The sequence below is a fragment of the Ensifer sp. genome (assembly GCF_035999135.1).
Classification (GTDB): Bacteria; Pseudomonadota; Alphaproteobacteria; order Rhizobiales; family Rhizobiaceae; genus Ensifer.
Map to the genome: position 1 here is coordinate 1 of NZ_DASYGZ010000170.1, position 21,510 is coordinate 21,510.

The following is a 21,510-nucleotide window of genomic DNA, read 5'->3' on the forward strand; positions in this document are numbered from 1 at the left end:
TCACATTTCGTGCCTCAGCATTTACGGAGCCTTAAATCATCACGCCTATGATTAACGATGCCCGTAAACGAAAGGTTACCAGCGGTAGGCATTTGTTAATATCGCTGAAGATTTTTCGTTTCCGGCCCTGTTCGGGCCGGCTCGCGGGCCAAATCAGTAACCGGGGTCTCGTTATCCACGGGAGTATTGCGTATGAAAGCACGTGAGAGCCTTGTCCGCCTGAAGGAGTTTCAGGTCCGGGAGAAGCAGCGTCAGCTGAACCAGCTTCAGATGATGATGGCTGAGTTCGAGCGGATGACCAAGGATCTGGAAAACCAGATTATTTTCGAGGAAAAGAAGTCGGGTATCTCCGATCCCCAGCACTTTGCCTATCCCACCTTTGCCAAGGCCGCACGTCAACGAGCCGACAACCTTCAGGTCTCCATTCGCGAGCTGAAGGCGCAGCAGGATGCTGCCGAGCTCGCACTCGAAGAAGTGCAGGCCGAGTACGCAAAGGCGGCGGCCCTCGAAGAGCGGGACACATCGACGCGCCTTCGCGCGTAGGGCTGTGGCTTTGTGCCTGATCGGGGCAGCAAAGCAGCAACGCTTTGATCTGGCAACGGGTTGATCCCCTCGGCCGTCTCCGGCTCGGGGGATTTGTTCGCTGAAGAGGCGCGCAGTCCGTTTCGGAGCAGATGTCCGGTCATGTCTCTGGCATGGCCCGATCCGGTACGATCGTGACGAAACGAAAAGACCCGCCCGAGGCTTCGGCCATCGGGCGGGTCTTTTCATTTTCAGACTTGAGGGTCGTCGACCGCCTCAGCCCTGGATGACGTCCTGCCATTCCGGGTGCCGCATGGCCTGCGCCTTCATGAAGGGGCAGAGCGGAATGATTTTCCAGCCGCCCTTGCGGGCCTCCTCGATCGCGTGTTTGGCGAGCGCCTGGCCGACGCCCTTGCCGCGCAGCGCATCGGGCACGAGGGTGTGATCGACGATGATCAATTGCGGCGATGTTCTCGAATAGGTCATTTCGCCGGTGTGGCCCTCGACGACCGTCGAGTAGCGTCCGTGCGATCCCGTTTCCTCGTGTGCAATGTCCATGCTGGCGGTCCTTCAAGAGCTTGATTGTCTTGCGGAAGCTAGCGCAGTTTCGCGACGAGCGGAATGCGCCGCCAGCGCACAGACCGTTTCCGCAAGGGCGCAAATACCAAAGCTGCCAGGCCATAAACGACGGCGGCGGCCCCGGTATACCCGGAGCCGCCGCGCGACCTATGGCCCTCAGGTGGGCAATACTAGTGGCGATACTGCTGGATGCGAGTGGTACGCAGGCCGGCAAGGCCGTGATCGTTGATCGAGGACTGCCAGGACAGGAATTCCTCGACTGTGAGGGTATAGCGTTCGCACGCCTCCTCAAGGCTCAACAGGCCACCGCGCACGGCGGCAACAACCTCTGCCTTCCTGCGGATCACCCAGCGCCGGGTATTGGCCGGCGGCAGGTCCGCAATCGTCAGAGGGCTGCCATCGGGGCCGATGACATATTTCACGCGTGGTCGCATCATTTCGGTCATGGGACTCTCTACACAAACTCAAGACCATATGACCGTGACCTTAGCCTGCCACATTTAACATTTGCCTAAGCGTCAAGTAACAATTTGCTCATAATTTGAGACACTTCCGAAGGGCGCTTCGAGCGCCACCGCACCCCGTCAGTTCTTGGGGGTATTTCGCGTGTCTCTGTGGACTGGGGCGTGATCCCCATGGATTCTCCCAGAATTGACATGGGAGCCATGCAAATACCACATTTCACTTTAACTAAAATTTTTGGTAACGAGACGCCGAAATAAAGGATGAGCGCCGTGTGCGCTCCCGCATTCATTCTTGGTGCATCGTCATATTCTTCGCAACCGGACGCGTTTCTTGCGCGGTCAGGCCGGTCAGGGCAGCTTTATTTCGTCTGCCGGGTGAAGTTCGTGCTTCAGGTGATGTGGAGCGTAATTTGTATTCTCTCGACCAGGCGCGGTGGCGCCAGGGGATGTGGTGATCGCAGATGAAGGAATCGCATGAACCGGCCTTGATGCACGGGGCTGAACCGGCCGAGATGTTTTCGGACATCGACACGGCTGCCGTTCGCACCGAGTACGAACTTCTGCATCTCATGCGCCGGCTGATCTCGCGTTATGGCTTCGGCCATTTCATGATCGCGCGCATGCCGCTTGCCGAACAGCAGCGCTTCTCCGAGCGGCTGGTGCTCAGCAACTGGCCGTCCGAGCTGGTGCGCCAATACGATGCCTGCGAGACCTTCCAGTCGAGCATGCTCGTGGACAAGCTGCGCTTCACCAAGCTGCCCGTTACCGGCGGGCCAGAGTTGCTCGACGTGGCCTCCAGGCCGACGAACGAGGCGATGGTGCACCGGCTGCTCGCCCATCCGGAAATGGCGCGTCATTTCGCCGTGCTTTTGCACACGAGCAACGGCGACCCCTTTGTCGCCATGCTGTCCGGCCGGCGCGAAGCGCCCACGGGCGTCGAATGCGCCACGCTCTACCTGACGCTGGTGCAACTGTTTGAATGCCTGGAACGCACCTTCGATACCGGCAACGCGACACGCGAAAAACTGTCGAGCCGCGAACTGGAATGTCTGCGCTGGGCTGCAGCGGGCAAGAGCAGCGACGAGATCGCCATCATCTTGGGCATCTCGACCTATACGGTCAGCAGCTACTTCAAGAGTGCGACCCGCAAGCTCGACGCCGTCAACCGCATGCAGGCGATCGCCCGCGCCATGCGGCTGAAACTGATCTGAGCAAGGCCCAACGGCCGGCAGGTCCGGGCTTTGCCGGCCTTGCCGCGGCCCCGACAAGTTTCTATATGTCGCCACGAGAGCCTGCCGACGGCAAAATGTATGCCGCGGCCAGCATCGCATGAAGCGTAAACAGGGCAGGCGTCTGGTTCGCCGCCCGAAGGCCGGATTGGATCCCGTGAACAGTCTCGATTTTGACCGCAAGCCCGAAGATACGCGTGTCGTCGTCGCCATGTCCGGCGGCGTCGACAGTTCCGTGGTCGCGGGCCTGCTCAAACGCGAGGGCTACGATGTTCTCGGCATCACGCTGCAGCTCTATGATCATGGCGCAGCCGTGCACCGTGCCGGCTCCTGCTGCGCCGGCCAGGACATCGACGATGCCCGCCGCGTCTGCGAAACGCTCGGCATTCCGCACTATGTGCTCGACTACGAAGCGCGCTTCCGCGAAACCGTGATCAATCCGTTTGCCGAAAGCTATATCGCCGGCGAAACGCCGATCCCGTGCGTTGCCTGCAACCAGACGGTCAAGTTCGCCGACCTGCTGGCAACCGCCAAGGAGCTCGGCGCCGATGCGCTGGCGACCGGCCACTACATCCGCTCGCGCCCGAGCCCGAGTCCGCGCTATGCCGGCCAGCGGGCGCTTTACCGCCCGACCGACGCCGAGCGCGACCAGAGCTACTTCCTGTTTGCGACGACCCAGGAACAGATCGACTATCTGCGCTTTCCGCTCGGCGGCTACTCCAAGGCGGAAACCCGAAAGTTCGCCGAGGAAATGGGCCTCGTCGTCGCCCAGAAGGCCGACAGCCAGGACATCTGTTTCGTGCCGCAGGGCAAGTACAGCGACATCGTCGCGAAGCTGAAGCCGAATGCCGCCCTTTCCGGCGAGATCGTGCATCTCGATGGCCGCGTGCTCGGCACCCACGAAGGCATCCTGCACTTCACCATTGGCCAGCGCCGCGGCATCGGCATCGCCACCGGCGAGCCGCTCTATGTCGTCTATCTCGACGCCCGCTCGCGTCGGGTCATCGTCGGCCCCAAGGAGGCGCTCGAAACCCGCCGCGTGTACCTGCGCGACGTTAACTGGCTGGGCGACGAGGACGTCGAGGTCGCGGCCGCGCGCGGCTTCGACTGTTTCGCCAAGGTGCGCTCCACCCGCCAGCCGGCGCCCGCCGTGCTCGCGATGGACGACGAGGGCATCTATGTGGAGCTTGCCGAAGGCGAAGCTGGCATCGCACCCGGCCAGGCCTGCGCGCTCTATTCCGGCGTCGGCGAGGACGCACGCGTCTATGGCGGCGGTTTCATTCGCAAATCGGAACGCGAAGCCAGCGCCGAAGCGGCGTTGAAGGTGCTGCTTTCGGCCCCGGCGGCCGCCTGAAGCGCTTGATTTCCGGGCCGTTGTGAAAACTTCACATTTTCCCGGAGACTTGGGTTGACAGTGGGCGGAAGCGGGCCGTATAAGCCGCCCGTCCAGTCAAGACGGCTTCCACTTCGAAGCCCTGACGCGGTACCCGGCGGAGTAGCTCAGTAGGTTAGAGCAGAGGAATCATAATCCTTGTGTCGGGGGTTCGAATCCCTCCTCCGCTACCATTTTTTCCGTTTCAGTCCGAAGATTCCGATCCTAAAAGTCCGCAAGACATGGATGTTCCGGCTTGTCCTGTGTTCCTGAAGCTCGGACCGCGAGGCGACGGAAACGAGTCCATCGCCTTCACGCTGTGATGTTTCGCGCGGTGGCCGTTTTGGCCTCGCTCTCCTCAGTGCTTGGTCGGTTCCAGCGGCAAAGTCAGCGCCGGGCCGCTCTTCACCCCGAACTGCCGTCTGAACGGTCTCGACGCGCTGCCGTCAAATAGGGATTGCGGTAGCGGTGCGCTGATTGTCCATCTGTACTTGGCTTCGGGATCGCTGCTGAGTTCCTGATGCGCCACCGCGCTCAAGGGTAGGACATATTCCGGCTTGCGCAGGCCGCGCTCGGTGTTGCCGAGCCAGGTGAGCACGACCAGGATTTCACCGCCGAGTTCGAGGGCATCGAGCGTCAGTTGCTTGCCGCCGACGGAGGCGCGGACGGCCTGTTCGTGGAAGGTGAAGGCGCTGAGTTTCAGTTCGTTTTGCGGATCCGTCATTTCGTGCCTTCCTGCATGTCGTGCCAACGCGGCGATAAGCGGCGATTCGCTCAATCGGCGTTCCCTATCATAATCCCTCCGGTCATACAGGAAGCCGTTGAACGATACAAAAAAGGCGCTGGCCATGATCGATGGCAGCGCCTTTTGCGTTTGAGATCTCGGGGGAGCGAGCCGGTCGGCACGGGTTGTGACCGTCGCCCGCGAGAATGTGGCCTTAGCGGTGGATCGACGATGTGATCGTCGAATAGTCCGGCAGGTTGATATCGGCCAGTTCCGCCGCCCGATATTGGGACAGGGCGAAATGCATGATGGCGATCACGGTGATCGAGAAGACCAGTACGGTGACGTTGACGCCGAAAGCGGTTTTGATCATGTCCTTGTCCTCCGAGCCCTGCGTTTGCTTGCGTGTGTCGCTAGAAATCGTGACATGGAGACTATCGTGTGGCGTCGAGATCGCTGTTCCCCGGGGAACATGGAATATGGTTGCTCAATTCTTAACCGCGTTGCGCCCTTGATGCGACCGGTTGACGGCTTGCGGTGGGCGCCTGTTTGACTAAGGTGCGCCGCGCATGCCGAGCCACGTTCGGCCGACCGATTTCACCATCCCCCGTCCAATGCGCAGGGACCCTCGCGGATCCGGCCGCGCTGCCGTCGGGCCAATATTCTCAAAGTGATTTTTCATGACCATTTCCGTTCGCCCCTCCCGTCCATCTGACTTTCCGCGCACCTTCGAGATCTGGCGGACCGCGGTTATCGCCACCCATGACTTCCTGACGCCGGAGGATTTTGCTGCGATCGAGGCGCTGGTGCGCGACCAGTATCTGCCCGCTGCCGACTTCTGGATTGCCGCCGATGAACATGATCAGCCGCTCGGCTTCATGGGCATGAGCGACGCGCAGATCGATTCCCTCTTCGTCCATGCGGACGCGCGGGGCGCCGGCGTCGGCCGGCGGCTTGTCGACCATGCGACGAGCTTGCACCCGGTGCTGACGGTCGACGTCAACGAGCAGAATGTTTCGGGCGCAGGCTTCTATCAGCGGTTGGGCTTTGACGTGGTTGCGCGCTCGCCGGTCGACGATGCCGGGCGCCCCTATCCGCTGTTGCATCTGCGCCGGGGATGATCCGCCTGCAGGCGCCCGTTCAGGCGGCCGGCCTGTCGATGGTGATCAGGAACAGAATGGCGGAAGCCGCAGGCTCGATGGTGACGTCGGCTGCGGCTTCAAGGATGGCCGTGTCGCCGGCGGCGAGATCCGCTGTGGTGTCCGCCGTTGTCAGGCGCACGGCACCACCATAGCAAAGAACGAGCGTCGTCTTCGCCGTGCATTCCAGCGTCTGCGGGTGATCCAGTGCGAGACGCTTGACGCTGTGCGCCAGCCTTCCACGCCTCGTCATGACGTTGAGATCGACAATCGGTCCGTCGACCAGCGTCGCCGAGGTCGTGGCGTCGGCGGGGAAGGGGAGCGGTGCCGATGCTCCCGTCATCACCACCGGCTCGCGACCCTCGATCATCAGCCGCATGCCCTTGCCCTCAAGGATCGACAGGGTGCGGTCGATGCCCGGGAAACTGGAGAACGGGCCGTCGCTGGCGACGGTTGCCATGCTGACACGCCAGTCGAAATCGGAAAGCGAGGCGGTAAGCGGGAAGACTGCGATCTCCACGGTCTCGCCGCCGCCGTTCTTCCACGGCATGCGTTTGTAGGTGCTGGCGCGAAGGGTCTTCATGGCTGGCTTTCTTCGATGATCGTCCGCATCCTGGCGAAGTCGCCATTCAGCGGCCGGTCGTCGGCGTAGGTCGGGATCCGGGCACGGATGCGCCTATAGAGCGCGTCGGTACGCTCGGCGCGGCCGCGCGGCTGCAGGTCATAGGCCTGGGATGCGGCGAGCATTTCGATCGAAAGGATCGTTTCGAGATTGTCGGCGATCGACAGCGCCTTCCAGGCGGCGGGCGTCGCGTGGGTGAGAATGTCTTCCTGAAGCGCCGAGGTGATGCCGCCATCGAGGCTCGCAGGGGCTGCCAGTCGCCGGTTTTCGGCGGCAAGCGAGGCGGCGGTGTATTGCGCGATCATGAAGCCCGAGGAGACGCCACTGTCACCGGCAAGGAAGGCCGGCAGGCGGCTCACCAGAGGATTGACGAGCCGGTCGATCCGGCGTTCGGAAATCGCGGCAACTTCGGCAATGGCGACCGAAAGGCTGTCCATGGCAAGGCCGAGAGCGGCACCGACCGCATGCGCCTGCGAATGCACCTCCGGCGCCTCGGGCGTGCCTGAAACCGCGGGGTTGTCGGTGAGGCTTGCAAGTTCCCGGTCGACGACCTCGGCGACCTGCGCCAGCGCGTCGCGGGCAGCGCCATGCACATGCGGGACCGCGCGCAGGCTCAAGGGGTCCTGCGTGCGGGTGCCGGCGGTCTCGCCGAGCATCGGGCTATCGGAGAGATAGGCGCGCAGCGTTGCGCCGACCGCGTCCAGCCCCTCGGAACGGCGAAGTGCCAGCGGGCCGGCGGCAAAGGCGTTGGCCTGGCTGCCGAGGTTTTCATAGGTCATGGCGGCGGCCGCGTCCGCCCAGTCGAACAGGCGGGTCGCGCGCGACAATGCCAAGGCCGCAAGGCCGGTGGCGCAGGGCGTGCCGTTGACGAGGCTTAAGCCCTCCTTGGCTTCGAGCCTGAGCGGCTCAAGGCCGATGCGGGCAAGCGCTTCCGCTCCGCCGATCCTGCTCTTGCCGTCGTTCACCATTCCGTGGCCGATCAGCACGAGGCCGATTGCGGCCGCATGGGTGAGATAGCCGACGGATCCGCGCGACGGGATGTCGGGGATGAGGTTGGCGTTGATGAGGCCAAGCAGCGCCTCGACCGTTTCGATGCGCACGCCGGAATAACCGTGGGCGAAGTTGGCGATCTGGGCCGCCATCACCGCGCGGGCTTCAGGCCGTGCAAGCGGCTCGCCGACGCCACAGGCGTGGCTGAGGATGATGTTGCGCGACAGCGCCTGCTGGTTCTCTCGGTCGATGATGACGTCGCAGAGCGCGCCGACACCGGTGTTGATGCCGTAGCCGCGGATGCCGCGCTCGACCAGGGCATCGACGATCCGGCGCGCGTTGACGATGCGCTGGCGTGCGGCGTCGGACAGCGTGAGGTGCGCGCCGTTGGCGACTGCCGCAACCTGTTGCCAGGTCAACGGCGCGTCGAGAGTGACAGTCTCAGTCATGGGCTTCCGGGCGTCCCTGTCTGCGTTGCACGAAGCGGGCAACATAGTCGTTGGCCGGGCGTTCGAGAATATCGTCCGGCGTGCCGACCTGCACCACCTGGCCGTCCTTGAGGATGGCGATTTCCGAGCCGATGCGCAGCGCCTCGTCGAGATCGTGGGTGATGAAGACGATCGTCTTCGACAGGTTCTGCTGCAATTGCAGCAGCTGGTCCTGCATGTCGGCGCGGATCAGGGGGTCGAGCGCCGAGAAGGCCTCGTCCATCAGGATCACGTCGGTATCGGCGGCAAGCGCCCGGGCGAGGCCAACGCGCTGCTTCATGCCGCCGGAAAGCTGGTGCGGGAACTTGGCGTCGTAGCCGGCAAGTCCGACCGTCTCGATCCACTTCATGCCGATCTCGCGGGCTTCGGCCTTGGGAAGGCCGCGCACGCGTTGGCCATAGACGACATTCTGCAGCACCGTGCGGTGCGGCATCAGCGCGAAACTCTGGAACACCATGCTGACGCGGTGCATGCGGAAGGTGCGCAGCGCCTTGGCATCAAGGTCCAGGATGTTGCTGCCGTCGAAGGCCACTTCGCCGCTCGTCGGCTCGATCAGCCGGTTGATGTGGCGCACCAGCGTCGACTTGCCGGAACCGGAAAGCCCCATGATCACGAAGATCCTGCCGGCGCCGATCGTCAGGCTGACATTGTTGAGGCCGACGCTGCAGCCGGAGCGGGCGAGGATCTCGGACTTGTTGAGCCCTTCCTTGGCCATGGCGAGCGCGGCTTTCGCGTCCTGCCCGAAGATCTTGTAGACGTTGCGGATCTCGATATCAGCCATTGCGGGGATCCTCCGTCCGGCTCTTGCCAAAACCTTGCGTGATGCGGTCGAGAACGATCGCGAGAATGACGATGCCGATGCCGGCTTCCAGCCCCTTGCCGACGTCGAGCGTCTGGATGCCGTTCAGCACCTGCTCGCCGAGGCCGCGCGCGCCGATCATCGAGGCGACGACCACCATCGACAGCGCCATCATGATCGTCTGGTTGAGGCCGGCCATGATCGTCGGCGTGGCGAGCGGCAGCTCGACGCCGAAGAGGATCTGGTTGGGGCTGCCGCCAAAGGCGGTCGCGGCTTCGACGACCTCATGGTCGACCTGGCGGATGCCGAGATCGGTCAGGCGAATGAGCGGCGGCACAGCGTAGATGATGGTGGCAAGGATCGCCGGCACCTTGCCGAGGCCGAAGAGCATGAGCGCCGGGATCAGGTAGACGAAGCTCGGCATCGTCTGCATCACGTCGAGCACCGGCAGGGTGATGTTGCGCATCACGCGGCTCTTGGCGACGAGGATGCCCATGGGCACGCCGATCACGACCGAGACGATCGTCGCCATCAGCATCAAGGCCAGGGTCTGCATCGTCAGGTCCCAGAGGCCGAGCACGCCGACGAAGAACAGGAGAACGCCAACGGCAATCGTCAGGGTCCAGCGCTTGGAGCTCTGCCAGGCGAGCGCCATGAAGATCAGGATGACGACCCACCAGGGCAGGCCGCGCAGGATCCATTCGATGAACAGAACGGCTTTCAGGATGACGGCGCTGATCGCCTTGAAGACCCAGCCATAGCCGCTGACCAGCGCCTGGATGAAATCGTTCACCGGCCCGCGAATGGAGAGATTGAGAGAATCCGGAAACATCGGAAACGTTCCTTGCTCGGGCCAAGGGCGGCCGCCTCCTGCGGCCACCAATGGCGCTTGCCTCGGGTATGGTCGCAAGAGGCCAAGCCGCGCCCCGCCACGTGTGCGGCGGAGCCCGGACCTGGCAATTGCGGGATTACTTCAGGCTGGCTTCGATCTTGCCACGGGCTTCATCGGAAACCCACTTGCCCCAGACATCGGCCTTGGTCTTCAGGAACTCGGTGGCGGCTGCCGTCGCGTCGACCTTGTTGTCGGCCATGTAGGCAAGGCTGCCGTTGACGGCGTCGAGCGGGAAGGTCGCCTTTTCGAGGATCGCGACGATCTCCGGCGCTTCCTGGGCGAAGGTGCTGTTGAGGCCGTAGGAGACGTCGACCGACGGGAAGGCGCAGCCCTCTTCGCGCTTGCCGTTGGCGCTCGAAAGCTCCTTCCAGCAGGCTTCGCTATAGGCGGGCTCTTCCAGCTGGACGAGCTTGAACTTGCCCATGATCGCGGTCGGCGACCAGTAGTAGAAGAGGATCGGCTCGCCCTGGAGATAGGCCGACGTGATGGCGGAATCGAGCGCCGTGCCCGTGCCCGGGCGGAAGTTCACATAGGTTTCGCCGAGCTTGTAGGCCTCGAGCTTGGCGGAGCTGACCCCTTCGCAGGTCCAGCCCGACGGGCAATTGAGGAAGCGGCCCTTGGTCGGCTCTTCCGGATCGGCGAAGAGTTCGACCATCTTCGGATCGGAAAGCTGCGAGACGGCCTTCAGATCCGGTGCCTTAGCTTCGATGTTGCGGCTGGCGTCGCCTTTGATGACATATTCCGGGACGAACCAGCCTTCGCTGGCGCCGACGAAGGTCTTGCCGACGGCGACGACCTTCTTTTCTTCGACGGCCTTGTTCCAGATATCGGAGCGGCCGAGCCATTCCTCGGCGAAGATCTGCACGTCGTTGTTGGCGGTTGCCTGTTCGAGCGTCACCGAGTTGCCGGGGATCGAATCCACCTGGCATTCGTAGCCCTTCGAAAGAATGGTCTTCATCACCTCGGTAATGAAGGCGCCGCTCTCCCAATCGATGCCGGCGAAGGTAACGGTCTTGCCGTCGCCGCAATAGGATGCGCTGGCGCTGCCGGTGGAGGCGGCAAGCACGAGGCCAGTGGCGGCAAGCGTGAGTTTCAGTTTGCTGATCGACATAAAGCTGTTCCCTGTTTTGATATTGGCTTTGGCGATTACTTGAGTTTCATCAGCACCCGCGCGAAGGCGCGGTCGATCTCTTCCTCCCGGTCGTGGCGTCCGTTTCGGATCTTCCACGCGCCCGCGACCATGACGTCGCGAACGCTCTCGCCGCCGAGCGCAAACAGCCAGCGGTCGAGGATCTGGTTGCCGCTTGCGGCGGCGATGTACGGATTGTCGCCGTCGAGCACGACAAAATCGGCGCGGGCGCCGACCGTAATTCCCGACGTTTGCTGGCCGGAGGCTTGCGCGCCGCCCTTCAGCGCTGCATCGAAGATAGTACGTCCGATCGAGGCGCCTGGGCGCGTTGCGAGCCGGTTGCGGCGTCGATCGCGCAGGCGCTGGCCGTATTCGAGCAGCCGCAATTCCTCGGCGACGCTGGTCGCCACATGGCTGTCGGTGCCGATGCCGAAGACGCCGCCTTCCGCGATGAACTCGACCGCCGGGAAGATGCCGTCGCCGAGATTGGCCTCGGTGGCCGGGCAAAGGCCGGCGACCGCGCCCGAGCGGGCGAGGCGCTGGCGTTCGCTTTCCGTCAGATGGGTCGCGTGGATCGCGCACCAGCGCTGATCGACCGGCATTTCGTCGAGCAGCCATTCGACCGGGCGACGGCCGCTCCAGGCGAGGCTGTCTTCGACCTCCTTGGTCTGCTCGGCGACGTGGATATGGATCGGGCCGGCAACCGGGGCTGCGTCGAGGATCGTGCGCATTTCCTCAGGCGTTGCCGCACGCAACGAGTGGATGGCGTAGCCCAGCGTGTGGCCCTGCTCGCGGCAGAGCGGCTCCAGGCGCTGCAGCAGCGCCAGGAAGCGATCGGGATCGTGCAGGAACGGCCGCTGGCCGGGGTTCGGGTCGACACCGCCGAAATTGGCGTGGGCATAGAACACCGGCAGGTGGGTGAGGCCGATCCCGGTGGTGCGGGCGGCCGAGAGGATGCGCAGCGACATCTCGGCCGGGTCTGCATAAGGGGTGCCATCCGCCTGATGGTGTAGGTAGTGGAACTCGGCAACATGGCCGAAACCGCCCTTCAGCATTTCCATGTAGAGCTTGGCTGCGATCGCCTCGACGTCATCGGGGCTTACCAGCCCGACGGTGCGGTACATTTCCTCACGCCAGGTCCAGAAACTGTCATCGCCGCTGCCGGCAACTTCGGCAAGGCCGGCCATGGCGCGCTGGAAGGCGTGCGAGTGCAGGTTGGCGATCGCGGGCACCAAAGGCCCTGTCACGCGCTCGTCGCCTTCAGCAGGGGCGCTGCCGGTTTCGATCGCTGCAATCCGGCCGGAAGCGTCGAGCGTTACCGCGACGTTTTCGGCCCAGCCGCCGGGCAGGAGCGCCCGTTCTGCAAAGATCCGGTTGACGGGAAAAGTTGCCATGTGCATTTTCCTGTACGTAGTTGTATATGGAACTATAGATATTTTGCGCTGGCGCGCAAGCGCGAAATGAACGAAAAGATTCTGGAGCGAATGCGCATGATTAGTTCGGCGTTGCGGAAAGGCGGGCGTGAGTCGATGACGGCACTGGGAAAACGGAACGAGACACTCGCTTTCGAAGACGGCCCGGTGCCGCGTTACGAGGCGGTCAAGCAGTTCATCCGCAGCCGTATCGAAAGCGGCGAATGGCCGGCGCATCATCGCATACCCTCGGAAAACGAGATCGTCGCCGATTTCGGCGTCAGCCGCATGACTGCCAACCGAGCGCTCAGGGAACTCGCAACCGCAGGTGCCATCACCCGCGTTCAGGGTGTCGGGTCCTTCGTCGCTGCGCACAAGGGCAGCACGGCGCTTCTGGAAGTGCGCAACATCGCCGACGAAATTCATGGACGCGGCCACACGCACACGTCGCTGATGACGCTCCTGGAGGAAGAAGTCGCCACGCAGGAGACGAGCTACGCGCTCGGGCTTGCGACCGGCGCCCGCGTCTTCCATTCGATCATGGTGCATTCGGAAAACGGCCTGCCGATCCAGATCGAGGATCGCTTCGTCAATCCGGCCATCTGCCCGCACTATCTGGAGCAGGACTTCCAGGCGATGACGCCGAATGCCTATCTGACCGCCATGGCGCCGATCACCCGCACCGAGCAGATCGTCGAGGCGGTGTCGCCGCAGCTCTGGGAGTGCAAGCTGCTCGGCATCGACCGCAACGAACCGTGCCTGATGATCCGCCGCCGCACCTGGTCGGACGCTGGCAACGTGACGACTGCGCGGCTGCTCTATCCCGGCACGCGCTATCGTCTGGAAGGCATGTCGCAGTAGATCCCGAGCGGGTTTCTCACCGAAAGCGCGCACGGTTTTGCGCATCCCGCTCTAATCTCGACAACATTCCGGTCGATTCGGGGGATCGGCCGCCGGATGGGAGGATGACGAGATCATGGTTGAGGACGCGCTGAAGCTTCGCACCGAGCTGCCAAGGCCCGATGTCACGGCCGATGAGGCGGCCATGCTTGTCGCCGAGCATTTCGGGCTTTCCGGCACGATCCGCGAACTTGGCAGCCAGCAGGATCGCAACTACCGGATCGACACCGGAAAACAGCGTTATGTGCTGAAGATCTGCCGCGCCGAATACGAGGCGCTGGAGCTCGAGGCGCAGAATGCCGCCCTGCGGCACCTCTCAAAAAGGCTGGCCCTGGCGCGTGTCCCGGCGCTCGTGCCGTCGCTCAAGGGCGCGGCGATCGAAAGCGTGACCGTGCGCGGCCAGGCCTATCGCATCCGGCTGCTCGGTTACCTCGAGGGCGAGCCGCTGACCCGGCGAAGGCATCTGTCGCGGGAATCCGTTGCTGCCCTCGGCGGTCTGGCCGGGCAACTCGCTTCGGCGCTCACGGATTTCGACCATCCGGGCCTGGTGCGCGAACTGCAATGGGACCTTCGCCGCGCCGGCCCGGTCATCCTGCACCTGCTTGCCGAAATGGCGGACCAGCAGCAGAAGAAGCGGATCGCCGAAGTTGTCGTCGGCGCGATGCGACGCCTGCAACCGATGATACCGGACCTTCGGATCCAGGCGATCCATCACGACATCACCGACGACAATGTCGTCAGCCGGCTGGATGCCGCCGGCCGGCCGATACCGGATGGCGTCATCGATTTCGGCGATCTGTTGAACGGCTGGCTGGTCGCGGAGCTCGCCGTCACCTGCGCCTCGCTGCTGCACCATGCCGATGGCGACCCCTGGTTCATACTGCCGGCGGTCAAGGCGTTTCATGCCGCTTGCCCTCTGACGGAGACCGAGCTTAGGGCGCTCTGGCCGCTGATCGTCACGCGGGCGGCGGTGATCGTTGCAAGCTCCGAACACCAGCTGTCGCGCGAGCCCGACAACGCCTATGTCGAAGGCAATGCCGCCCATGAGCGGGAGATGTTCGAGGTGGCTTCCTCCGTGCCCTTGGCGCTGATGGAGAACGCCATCCTCGCCGCTGCCGGACTTGCGTCCGCGCCCGTGCCGGTAACCGGAACAAGCCTGATTGCGGGCCTCGGCCCGACCGACGTGCGCCACATCGACCTGTCGATCCAAAGCCCGTTGCTGCCGGAGGAGCGCTGGCAGCACCAGGGACTGCCGGTCTCGCTGCTGCAGCACGCAGCCCACGCGATCGGCGTCGCGACCACGCGCTATGGCGAATACCGGATGACCGAGACCACCCTGCGCGCGGCGCGGCCGGATCCGACCTTCGCGCTGCATGTCGATATCTGCCTTGAGGCCGGTGGGCAGATCGTCGCCCCGTTTGCCGCGCGCATCGTGCGCCAGGACGGCCTGCTGGTGCTCGAAGGCGCAGAAACGAGCCTGTTTCTCGAAGGCGTGGAGCTTGCGGCAGAAGCCGGCGAGACGATTACCGCCGGCGCGGTGCTGGGCACCGTATCGGGTGAGCAACGGACCTATGGCCTGATCCGGGTCCAGCTTTGCCGCGAGCATGGTCTCGTTCCGCCGCTCTTTGCGATGCCGCATCAGGCCGAAGCATGGAAACGGATATGCCCGTCGCCGGCGGGCATTCTCGGCTTTGACTGCGATGCGCCCGAACTGCATGGGGACGCACTGCTTGCCCGACGCCAGCAGCATTTCGCCAGGCCGCAAAAAAACTATTACCTGGAGCCACCGCAGATCGAACGCGGCTTCAAGGAACATCTCTTCGACGTCGAAGGTCGCAGCTACCTCGACATGGTCAACAACGTGACCATTCTCGGCCATGGCCATCCGCGGCTCGCGGCCGCAGTCGGCCGGCAATGGTCGCTGCTCAACACCAATTCGCGCTTTCACTATGCCGCGGTCGCCGAATTCTCGGCCCGGCTCGCTGCCCTTGCACCCGACGGGCTCGACACGGTGTTCCTGGTCAACAGCGGCTCGGAGGCCAACGACCTCGCCCTTCGGCTCGCCTGGGCCCGTTCCGGCGCGCGCAATGTCGTCAGCCTGCTTGAGGCCTATCACGGCTGGACGGTTGCCAGCGACGCGGTCTCGACCTCGATCGCCGACAATCCGCAAGCGCTTCAGACCCGGCCCGCCTGGGTCCATCCCGTCGCCGCTCCCAACACCTATCGCGGCGAGTTCCGCGGCGACGATACGCGGGACAACTACGTCCGCTCCGTCGTCACCAAGCTGGCAGCACTGGACGCGGCGGGCGAAAAGCTTGCCGGTTTCATCTGCGAGCCCGTCTACGGCAACGCCGGCGGCATTCCATTGCCGAAGGGCTATCTCGACGCCGTCTATGCCATGGTGCGGGCCCGTGGCGGTATCTGCATCGCCGATGAGGTGCAGGTCGGCTATGGCCGGCTCGGCGACTATTTCTGGGGCTTCGAGGAGCAGGGCGTCGTTCCCGATATCATCACGGTCGCCAAGGGCATGGGCAACGGCCACCCGCTCGGCGCCGTCATCACCCGTCGCGAGATCGCCGATGCGCTGGAAAACGAGGGCTATTTCTTCTCGTCGGCCGGCGGCAGTCCGGTGAGCTCGGTCGTCGGCCAGACCGTGCTCGATATCCTGACGGAGGAACGGCTTCCCGAAAACGCCCGCGTGGTCGGCGGCTACCTGAAGGCGCGGCTCGAAGCGCTCGGGCAGCGCTTCCCGCTGATCGGCGCGGTGCACGGCATGGGGCTTTATCTCGGTGTCGAATTCGTGCGCGACCGGGAAACCCTCGCGCCGGCAACCGACGAGACCGCGGCGATCTGCGACCGGCTGCTCGATCTCGGCGTCATCATGCAGCCGACCGGCGATCACCTGAACGTGCTGAAGATCAAGCCGCCGCTTTGCCTGAGCAAGGAAAGCGCCGATTTTTTCGCCGACATGCTGGCGCGGGTGTTGGAGGACGGCTGGTAGCCCGATCGTAGCGGCGAGCCGCAGCAATGCTCACCAGCCGGCGAAATCCGCGAGCCGTTCGTCGGAAACCCGGCCAGCGATCACGTCCGCGAAAGCCCGGTCGAGAATGTCGAGTGCGGCGTCGATGTCCTCTTCCCGGATCGTCAGCGGCGGCGTCATCTCCAGCACGTTCGAATTCATGCCGACATAGTAAAGGACAAGACCGAGTTCGTAGGCGCGGTAGACGAGCTTGGCCGTAGCGCGCGAGGTAGGCGTGCCGCTCTGCCGGTCGGTGACGAGTTCGACGCCGCAGGCAAGTCCGCGTCCGCGCACGTCGCCGATCAGGTCATGGCGCTCGGCCAGTCGAACCAGGCCCTTGCGCAGCCGCTGTCCTTTTCTTTCGGCGGCTTGCGCCAGTTCTTCCCGTTCGATCGTTTCGAGAACGGCAAGACCGGCAGAGGCGCAGATCGGGTTGCCGTGCAGCGTCTGCATGGCAAAGGCGCTGGCGCAGTCCATTATGCGCGCCGGACCGATCGCCGCCGACAGCGGCAGTCCGCCGCCGAGCCCCTTGCCGATGGTCAGGATATCAGGCGTAAAATCCTCATGCTCGAAGCAGTGCAGCCGGCCGCTGCGGCCGAGGCCGACCTTCACCTCGTCGCAGACGACGAGCACGCCGAATTCGCGGCAGATCTCGGCAAAGGCCCGGAAGAAGCCGGCGGGCGGCACGATCAGACCGCCATCGGATTGAATGGGTTCGATGAAGGCGGCGGCGAAGTGCTCCGGTGCCGCTTTGAGGCGCTCCCGCAGCGCGTCGAGGATCACGCCACCCGTCGGGTCGCCCTGATAGGGGCGGTAGGGATCCGGGTAGGGGAGCAACAACAGGCCATCGGCCTTGGTCGCACCCGCCTGGACGCTGTGCCCCGAAAAGGCCATCGAACCCACGGTGCAGCCGTGATAGGCGCCGACGAAGGCAATCACGCCTGACCGCCCCGTCGCCTTGGTTACGGCGCGAAAGACGGCCTCATTGGCGTCGGATCCGGAATGGCCGAACCAGACCTTGTTGTCGCCCGATCCCGGGAATGTCGTCAGCAGTTTCTCGGCGAGCTCGGCCGCCGGGCGGTTGGCGGCAGAAAGCACGCTTGCGCCTGCCGGATTTGTGGCGGCGCGTGAAATCGCCTCGACGAGGGCCGGATGGCCGTAGCCGAGGCTCGCCGCACCCCAGGCGCTGGAGAGGTCGATCAGCTCGCGGCCATCTTCCTGCACCACCCGCGCGCCGCAGCCGCCGGCGATCGCGAGCGGAAAGAAGCGCAGCTTCTGCAGGCTTGCGATCGAGGCCTTGTCTCTCTCGTAGAGCGTGGTCACGATTCTTGCTCCCTGATGCTCGCCTCCAGGCACCGGGTGAGCCTATCGCCCCAGGCGGTAACGCCGGCATCCGTGTCGATCAGGTCGTGGCGCACCTCCACCAGAACGCCCGGAAGTCCACGTGCGTCGGCATGAACCGGCACGGTATAGTCCTCGTCCGGATGAATGTTGTAGGGCTCGTTGTCGCCGATCGTCAGCTGGGTTTCGCTCGCCAGTTCGCGGATCAGCGCATGCGCAAAGCCGACCGCGTCGCGATAAAGGATGCCGGCCTGCCATGGACGCGGCTTGCCGAAATAGACGGGCGTGAAGCTGTGGATGCCGACGACGAAGGGGCGCCTGCCTTCGCCCTGGAGCCGATCGAGGCGGCGGCTGACGGCATCGGCGTATGGCGTAAACAACGTATCGATCCGCTGCTGCCGTTCGGCATCGCTCAAGTCGCAGTTGGCGGGGATTTCCGTCGCCTCGCTGATCTCGGGGATCATCGAAGGGGCGGAAAGCGGCCGGTTGCAGTCGATCACCAGCCGCGAATAATTGGTGAAGAACAGCGGCGCGTCGAGGCTGAGGCTCAGGTGTTGGGCGAGCGCCATCGCGCCGATATCCCAGGCGATGTGGCGCTGGCGCTCGTGATCGGGCAACCCCATTTCGCCGAGCGCACGTGGCATCCGGTTCGATGCATGCTCGCACAGAAGCAGGATCGGCGAGGCGCCGTCCGGGTTGAACACCGCATAGGGCGGCAGTTCGTCGATCGAAAGCAGCGGCGCGCTCGCATCGTGACGCGCACCGGGCTCTGGGCTCTTGATGGCCGTTGTCGAGGTCATGGTTTTCCGCCCGTCATTCAGTAGACCGCCGCATAGCGGGCGCAGAGTTCGTCCGGCGAGAGCCCGTCGACGATCTCGATCTCCTTGCGCTTCATCGCCACGTAGCAATCGAGAAAATCCTTGGAGAACCAGCCGGTCACGACAGGGTCGGCGACAAGCGTGTCGAGCGCTTCCGGCAGACTTGTGGGCAGGCGGCGGATACCAAGGCTCTTCTGTTCCTCGTCGGAGAAATCGGAGGGGTCGGAGTTGATCAGCGGTGGCTGTTCGAGCCCGGCCCGGATGCCTTCGAGCCCGGCCTTCAAAAGCACCGCCAGCGACAGATGCGGGCTGGCGCAGGCGTCGGCCGCGCGATACTCCATGTTGAACTGTTTCGCCGGGTTGCTGCCGGGCAGATCGAGCGTCGGGCAGATGCGGAGCGTCGCCTCGCGGTTCTTTTCGCCGAGGCAGGTATAGGCCGCACTCCAGTGATGCGGCACGAGCCGCATGTAGGACAGCACCGAAGGCGCGGTGAAGGCGGTCAGCGCCGGCAGATGCATGATGACACCGGCGGCGAACGAGCCGGCGACCCCGGAGAGCCTGCCGGGACGCGCGGCATCGAACGTGACAGGATTGCCGTCAAGATCGGTGAAGCTCACATGCAGGTGCACGCCGTTGCCGACGCCGCCCGGCGCCGTCTTCGGCGCGAAACTGGCGTTCCAGCCGAAGAGGGCCGCGACCTCCCGGGTGATCGCCCGGATCGTGGCGCCACGGTCGGCAGCCGTCAACGCATCGGCCGGGCGGCAGGTGATCTCGAACTGGTCCTTGCCGTATTCCGGCAGGAACATTTCCGGTTCCGCACCGGCTTCCTGAAGCGCTGTCATCAAGAGCGAGCCGAAGGGCTCGGCGCGGCGCTGGGCGCGCAGGCCGAAGGAAGGAGCATCCGGCCAGTCGACCCCGAGAAGCTGGAACTCCTGCTCGACCGCCGAGATCACCCTGAGTCCGGCCTCTTCATATTCTTTCAGCGTCTGTTTCAGGAAGCTGCGAACGCAGCAATCCCAGGTATTGCCCTGAAGGTCGGTGATATCGGCGTGATAGAAATGCAGCGGCGTTTCGTCGGGCAGGCAGGTGACACGCGCCTTGCTTTTGGGATCGGCCATCAGCCGGAGGTCGCCGGCCGAGCCCCAGGGGTTGTTCTCGGCGATCAGGTCGAAGGGCGTGAGCGCCAGGTTGGCCGGCACCCAGCCGACGCCCTTGCGCAGATAGTCGTCGATTTGCGAGGCAGCAAAGCTGCGGCCACGGGTGATGCCGGCGATATCCGTGGTGACGAAGGTGGCGAGTTCCGTCAGTTCAGATGCCGCTTTGCCGTTGTTGGTTCCGGTCATGAGTTCCCCTCCAGTCTTGTTCTTTGCGGCTCAGGCCTGGCGCAGGCCGTTCAGACGGCTGACCACGGTTTCAGTGTCGGTCGTCCAGCAATAGCCGGCGTAGGCGCGCAACGCCGCGTCGTGGCGCTGCTCGCTGTAGGTGGCGCAGGCATCGTTGACGACGGTGACGAGGTAGCCGCGGTCGGCGGCATCGCGCACCGCCATGTCGACGCACTGGTCGGTGATGACGCCGGCGATGATCAGGTAGCGGGTGTTGAGATTGCGCAGGATGTAGTCGATGTTGGTCGAGTTGAAGACGCCCGATGAGGTCTTCGGCAACACGATCTCGTTGTCGATGGGCGAAAGCTCGGGAATGACCTGGCCCTCGGGCGAGCCCTTCGGCACATGCATGTCGGAGAGCTTGTGGTCGAGCGAGCGGTCGCGGCCATCGAGCGTCAGGCTCTCGATGATCGTGTGCAGCACCTCGCAGCCGGCCTTTCGCGCCGCTCCCAGGATACGGACCTGGTTGGGGATCACAGTCTGGCGCAGGCGCCTGTGGTAGTAGCTGTCGGCATCCTGCGGGTGGGTCGGGTCGAGGTTTGGCTCGCACCAGATACGCTGCATGTCGACGAACAGCAGCGAGGTTCGGCCCGCTTCATAGGCGCTGTCACGCCGCAAGAGATCGTCGCCAACCTTGACGGTAACTGCACTCATTCGGATTCTCCTCGGTTTGTCGGTTCGCCAAGCGGCGGAAAAGGGTCAGCGGTCGTCCTCGACCTCAAGGATTGAAGGCGTCCTCGGTGATCTGATAGCCGCGGCGCAGTTCCTCCATGCGCTCGATGCGGCCACGTGACTGGGTGGCAAGGCGGGCCGTCAGCGCTGCAATCACCGCTTCGGTCTGGGCGATCGCCGGCACCATGGTGTCGTAGGGCGAGACCGTGTCGACCGGCGCCGTCAGCGTCACCGTCGCGAAATCGGCGATCGGCGAGAGCCATCGGTCGGTGAAGAGCACGATGCGCGCGCCTTGTGTCGCGGCTTGGCGGGCAAAGCGGATGGTGTCGTTCTGGTAGCGCCGATAGTCGTAGACGAAGAGCACGTCGCGCTTGCCGAGATCGACGAGCTGGTCGACCTGGTCGGCCTGGCTGCCGTTGATCCAGCGGGTGTCGCCCCTCAGCTGCTTCATGTGCGACCAGAGCAGGCCCGCAAGAAAACCGCTGAAGCGGCCGCCGAGGCAATGGATGCGGGCGCTCATGTCGGCGGCGGCATCGACCGCCGCTTCGAAATCCTCCGAAGGCAGCATCTGCATGGAGGATTCCAGCGCGTGGATGCTGGCGCGCAGGAAGTACTGGTAGAAGTTCTCCTGCTCCAGCGAGGGACGCCGCTCGTCGAGCATCGACAGCGGCGAGCTCATGCGCTCCTGCACTTCGCTGAGCAGCGCCTTCTGGAACTCCGGATAGCCTTCGAAGCCCAGCGTGTTGGCAAATCGCACCACTGTCGGATTGCTGACGCCGGCGGCGGCCGCCAGATGCGCAACGGTGTTCAGTCCCGCTGCCGGATAGTTCGACAGCAGCTGCCTGACGATCTTCAGTTCAGAGCGCGTGAAGGTGATGGCGCCGTCTGTCAGTCGGTCCCGGATTGCCACGATTTCTGCCTCCCAAAAATGATGGCGTGAATCCTGTTTTCTAATTTTTGTTACATAACTGCTAGCAGAGAATGTTTTTTGAAACAAGATTGACATTTGGTCGATCT

21 protein-coding genes and 1 tRNA gene are annotated in these 21,510 nt (G+C 63.9%); 7 read left to right on the forward strand and 15 right to left on the reverse strand.

What is annotated here, in order from left to right:
• Positions 1 to 192 precede the first annotated feature (192 nt).
• The gene (locus tag VGO12_RS22070) at positions 193 to 543 is read left to right on the forward strand and encodes a flagellar export protein FliJ (RefSeq protein WP_057254717.1); all 351 of its coding nucleotides are present in this window, start codon (positions 193 to 195) and stop codon (positions 541 to 543) included.
• A gap of 255 nt (positions 544 to 798) precedes the next feature.
• Here the strand turns inward: VGO12_RS22070 and VGO12_RS22075 are convergent, their stop codons facing one another.
• Complete coding sequence (locus VGO12_RS22075) at positions 799 to 1,080, reverse strand: GNAT family N-acetyltransferase (protein ID WP_327514886.1); 282 nt, start codon at positions 1,078 to 1,080, stop codon at positions 799 to 801.
• Positions 1,081 to 1,271: 191 nt separating this feature from the next.
• Positions 1,272 to 1,547: a DUF1153 domain-containing protein gene (locus VGO12_RS22080; RefSeq protein ID WP_003527546.1), complete on the reverse strand. Its 276-nt coding sequence runs from the start codon at positions 1,545 to 1,547 to the stop codon at positions 1,272 to 1,274.
• Positions 1,548 to 2,026: 479 nt separating this feature from the next.
• Between VGO12_RS22080 and VGO12_RS22085 the strand changes: the two genes are divergently transcribed.
• The 3 genes from VGO12_RS22085 (at position 2,027) to VGO12_RS22095 (ending at position 4,360) form a co-directional block, all read left to right on the forward strand.
• Positions 2,027 to 2,776 carry a helix-turn-helix transcriptional regulator gene (locus VGO12_RS22085; protein ID WP_327514887.1) on the forward strand — a complete coding sequence of 250 codons (750 nt, stop codon included), beginning with the start codon at positions 2,027 to 2,029 and terminating at the stop codon, positions 2,774 to 2,776.
• A gap of 118 nt (positions 2,777 to 2,894) precedes the next feature.
• Complete coding sequence (gene mnmA / locus VGO12_RS22090) at positions 2,895 to 4,148, forward strand: tRNA 2-thiouridine(34) synthase MnmA (protein WP_327514888.1); 1,254 nt, start codon at positions 2,895 to 2,897, stop codon at positions 4,146 to 4,148.
• A gap of 135 nt (positions 4,149 to 4,283) precedes the next feature.
• A tRNA-Met gene (locus tag VGO12_RS22095) sits at positions 4,284 to 4,360 on the forward strand.
• A gap of 164 nt (positions 4,361 to 4,524) precedes the next feature.
• Here VGO12_RS22095 and VGO12_RS22100 read toward each other — a convergent pair.
• Positions 4,525 to 5,016 (reverse strand): hypothetical protein, encoded by a 492-nt coding sequence (locus VGO12_RS22100; RefSeq protein ID WP_327514889.1) that lies wholly within the window; start codon positions 5,014 to 5,016, stop codon positions 4,525 to 4,527.
• Between the two features lie 88 nt (positions 5,017 to 5,104).
• Complete coding sequence (locus tag VGO12_RS22105; RefSeq protein WP_327514890.1) at positions 5,105 to 5,263, reverse strand: hypothetical protein; 159 nt, start codon at positions 5,261 to 5,263, stop codon at positions 5,105 to 5,107.
• A 307-nt stretch (positions 5,264 to 5,570) separates the two neighbouring features.
• Here VGO12_RS22105 and VGO12_RS22110 point away from each other — a divergent pair, with 307 nt between their 5' ends.
• The gene (locus VGO12_RS22110; RefSeq protein ID WP_327514891.1) at positions 5,571 to 6,011 is read left to right on the forward strand and encodes an acetyltransferase; all 441 of its coding nucleotides are present in this window, start codon (positions 5,571 to 5,573) and stop codon (positions 6,009 to 6,011) included.
• Positions 6,012 to 6,030: 19 nt separating this feature from the next.
• On the opposite strand, the gene VGO12_RS22115 is transcribed toward VGO12_RS22110, so the two are convergent.
• From VGO12_RS22115 to hutF, 6 genes are all read right to left on the reverse strand, one after another.
• On the reverse strand, positions 6,031 to 6,612 hold the full coding sequence (locus VGO12_RS22115) for a HutD family protein (RefSeq protein ID WP_327514892.1): 582 nt from the start codon (positions 6,610 to 6,612) through the stop codon (positions 6,031 to 6,033).
• Complete coding sequence (locus VGO12_RS22120; protein WP_327514893.1) at positions 6,609 to 8,090, reverse strand: histidine ammonia-lyase; 1,482 nt, start codon at positions 8,088 to 8,090, stop codon at positions 6,609 to 6,611. Before VGO12_RS22120 ends, VGO12_RS22115 begins: the two co-directional genes overlap by 4 nt.
• Positions 8,083 to 8,910 (reverse strand): betaine/proline/choline family ABC transporter ATP-binding protein, encoded by an 828-nt coding sequence (locus VGO12_RS22125; RefSeq protein WP_327514894.1) that lies wholly within the window; start codon positions 8,908 to 8,910, stop codon positions 8,083 to 8,085. Before VGO12_RS22125 ends, VGO12_RS22120 begins: the two co-directional genes overlap by 8 nt.
• Entirely contained in the window at positions 8,903 to 9,760 is an 858-nt protein-coding gene (locus VGO12_RS22130) for a proline/glycine betaine ABC transporter permease (protein ID WP_327514895.1), read from the reverse strand. Before VGO12_RS22130 ends, VGO12_RS22125 begins: the two co-directional genes overlap by 8 nt.
• A gap of 136 nt (positions 9,761 to 9,896) precedes the next feature.
• A complete protein-coding gene (locus tag VGO12_RS22135; RefSeq protein ID WP_327514896.1) occupies positions 9,897 to 10,931 on the reverse strand; it encodes an ABC transporter substrate-binding protein in 1,035 nt (344 codons plus the stop codon).
• 35 nt (positions 10,932 to 10,966) lie between these two features.
• The gene (hutF, locus tag VGO12_RS22140) at positions 10,967 to 12,343 is read right to left on the reverse strand and encodes a formimidoylglutamate deiminase (protein ID WP_327514897.1); all 1,377 of its coding nucleotides are present in this window, start codon (positions 12,341 to 12,343) and stop codon (positions 10,967 to 10,969) included.
• Positions 12,344 to 12,478: 135 nt separating this feature from the next.
• Between hutF and hutC the strand changes: the two genes are divergently transcribed.
• Both hutC and VGO12_RS22150 read left to right on the forward strand, forming a co-directional pair.
• The gene (gene hutC / locus VGO12_RS22145; protein ID WP_327514898.1) at positions 12,479 to 13,222 is read left to right on the forward strand and encodes a histidine utilization repressor; all 744 of its coding nucleotides are present in this window, start codon (positions 12,479 to 12,481) and stop codon (positions 13,220 to 13,222) included.
• 115 nt (positions 13,223 to 13,337) lie between these two features.
• The gene (locus VGO12_RS22150; RefSeq protein WP_327514899.1) at positions 13,338 to 16,262 is read left to right on the forward strand and encodes an aminotransferase; all 2,925 of its coding nucleotides are present in this window, start codon (positions 13,338 to 13,340) and stop codon (positions 16,260 to 16,262) included.
• A gap of 30 nt (positions 16,263 to 16,292) precedes the next feature.
• On the opposite strand, the gene VGO12_RS22155 is transcribed toward VGO12_RS22150, so the two are convergent.
• The 5 genes from VGO12_RS22155 to VGO12_RS22175 form a co-directional block, all read right to left on the reverse strand.
• Entirely contained in the window at positions 16,293 to 17,603 is a 1,311-nt protein-coding gene (locus tag VGO12_RS22155) for an aspartate aminotransferase family protein (RefSeq protein WP_327514900.1), read from the reverse strand.
• Complete coding sequence (locus VGO12_RS22160; protein WP_327514901.1) at positions 17,600 to 18,421, reverse strand: N-formylglutamate amidohydrolase; 822 nt, start codon at positions 18,419 to 18,421, stop codon at positions 17,600 to 17,602. Before VGO12_RS22160 ends, VGO12_RS22155 begins: the two co-directional genes overlap by 4 nt.
• 17 nt (positions 18,422 to 18,438) lie before the next feature.
• Positions 18,439 to 19,782 (reverse strand): glutamine synthetase family protein, encoded by a 1,344-nt coding sequence (locus VGO12_RS22165; protein WP_327514902.1) that lies wholly within the window; start codon positions 19,780 to 19,782, stop codon positions 18,439 to 18,441.
• A 30-nt stretch (positions 19,783 to 19,812) separates the two neighbouring features.
• A complete protein-coding gene (locus tag VGO12_RS22170) occupies positions 19,813 to 20,475 on the reverse strand; it encodes an isochorismatase family cysteine hydrolase (RefSeq protein WP_327514903.1) in 663 nt (220 codons plus the stop codon).
• Between the two features lie 64 nt (positions 20,476 to 20,539).
• Positions 20,540 to 21,403 carry a MurR/RpiR family transcriptional regulator gene (locus VGO12_RS22175; RefSeq protein WP_327496094.1) on the reverse strand — a complete coding sequence of 288 codons (864 nt, stop codon included), beginning with the start codon at positions 21,401 to 21,403 and terminating at the stop codon, positions 20,540 to 20,542.
• Positions 21,404 to 21,510 lie beyond the last annotated feature (107 nt).

What these genes read in the sequence shown, in the direction of transcription:
- VGO12_RS22110 (WP_327514891.1), top strand. Translation starts at nt 5,571, where the DNA reads ATGACCATTTCCGTTCGCCCCTCCCGTCCATCTGACTTTCCGCGCACC.
- VGO12_RS22170 (WP_327514903.1), bottom strand. Translation starts at nt 20,475, where the DNA reads ATGAGTGCAGTTACCGTCAAGGTTGGCGACGATCTCTTGCGGCGTGAC.
- VGO12_RS22125 (WP_327514894.1), bottom strand. Translation starts at nt 8,910, where the DNA reads ATGGCTGATATCGAGATCCGCAACGTCTACAAGATCTTCGGGCAGGAC.
- hutC (WP_327514898.1), top strand. Translation starts at nt 12,479, where the DNA reads ATGACGGCACTGGGAAAACGGAACGAGACACTCGCTTTCGAAGACGGC.
- VGO12_RS22075 (WP_327514886.1), bottom strand. Translation starts at nt 1,080, where the DNA reads ATGGACATTGCACACGAGGAAACGGGATCGCACGGACGCTACTCGACG.
- VGO12_RS22100 (WP_327514889.1), bottom strand. Translation starts at nt 5,016, where the DNA reads ATGGCCAGCGCCTTTTTTGTATCGTTCAACGGCTTCCTGTATGACCGG.
- VGO12_RS22085 (WP_327514887.1), top strand. Translation starts at nt 2,027, where the DNA reads ATGAAGGAATCGCATGAACCGGCCTTGATGCACGGGGCTGAACCGGCC.
- VGO12_RS22130 (WP_327514895.1), bottom strand. Translation starts at nt 9,760, where the DNA reads ATGTTTCCGGATTCTCTCAATCTCTCCATTCGCGGGCCGGTGAACGAT.
- VGO12_RS22105 (WP_327514890.1), bottom strand. Translation starts at nt 5,263, where the DNA reads ATGATCAAAACCGCTTTCGGCGTCAACGTCACCGTACTGGTCTTCTCG.
- VGO12_RS22070 (WP_057254717.1), top strand. Translation starts at nt 193, where the DNA reads ATGAAAGCACGTGAGAGCCTTGTCCGCCTGAAGGAGTTTCAGGTCCGG.
- VGO12_RS22150 (WP_327514899.1), top strand. Translation starts at nt 13,338, where the DNA reads ATGGTTGAGGACGCGCTGAAGCTTCGCACCGAGCTGCCAAGGCCCGAT.
- VGO12_RS22115 (WP_327514892.1), bottom strand. Translation starts at nt 6,612, where the DNA reads ATGAAGACCCTTCGCGCCAGCACCTACAAACGCATGCCGTGGAAGAAC.
- mnmA (WP_327514888.1), top strand. Translation starts at nt 2,895, where the DNA reads ATGAAGCGTAAACAGGGCAGGCGTCTGGTTCGCCGCCCGAAGGCCGGA.
- VGO12_RS22080 (WP_003527546.1), bottom strand. Translation starts at nt 1,547, where the DNA reads ATGACCGAAATGATGCGACCACGCGTGAAATATGTCATCGGCCCCGAT.
- VGO12_RS22135 (WP_327514896.1), bottom strand. Translation starts at nt 10,931, where the DNA reads ATGTCGATCAGCAAACTGAAACTCACGCTTGCCGCCACTGGCCTCGTG.
- VGO12_RS22160 (WP_327514901.1), bottom strand. Translation starts at nt 18,421, where the DNA reads ATGACCTCGACAACGGCCATCAAGAGCCCAGAGCCCGGTGCGCGTCAC.
- VGO12_RS22165 (WP_327514902.1), bottom strand. Translation starts at nt 19,782, where the DNA reads ATGACCGGAACCAACAACGGCAAAGCGGCATCTGAACTGACGGAACTC.
- hutF (WP_327514897.1), bottom strand. Translation starts at nt 12,343, where the DNA reads ATGGCAACTTTTCCCGTCAACCGGATCTTTGCAGAACGGGCGCTCCTG.
- VGO12_RS22120 (WP_327514893.1), bottom strand. Translation starts at nt 8,090, where the DNA reads ATGACTGAGACTGTCACTCTCGACGCGCCGTTGACCTGGCAACAGGTT.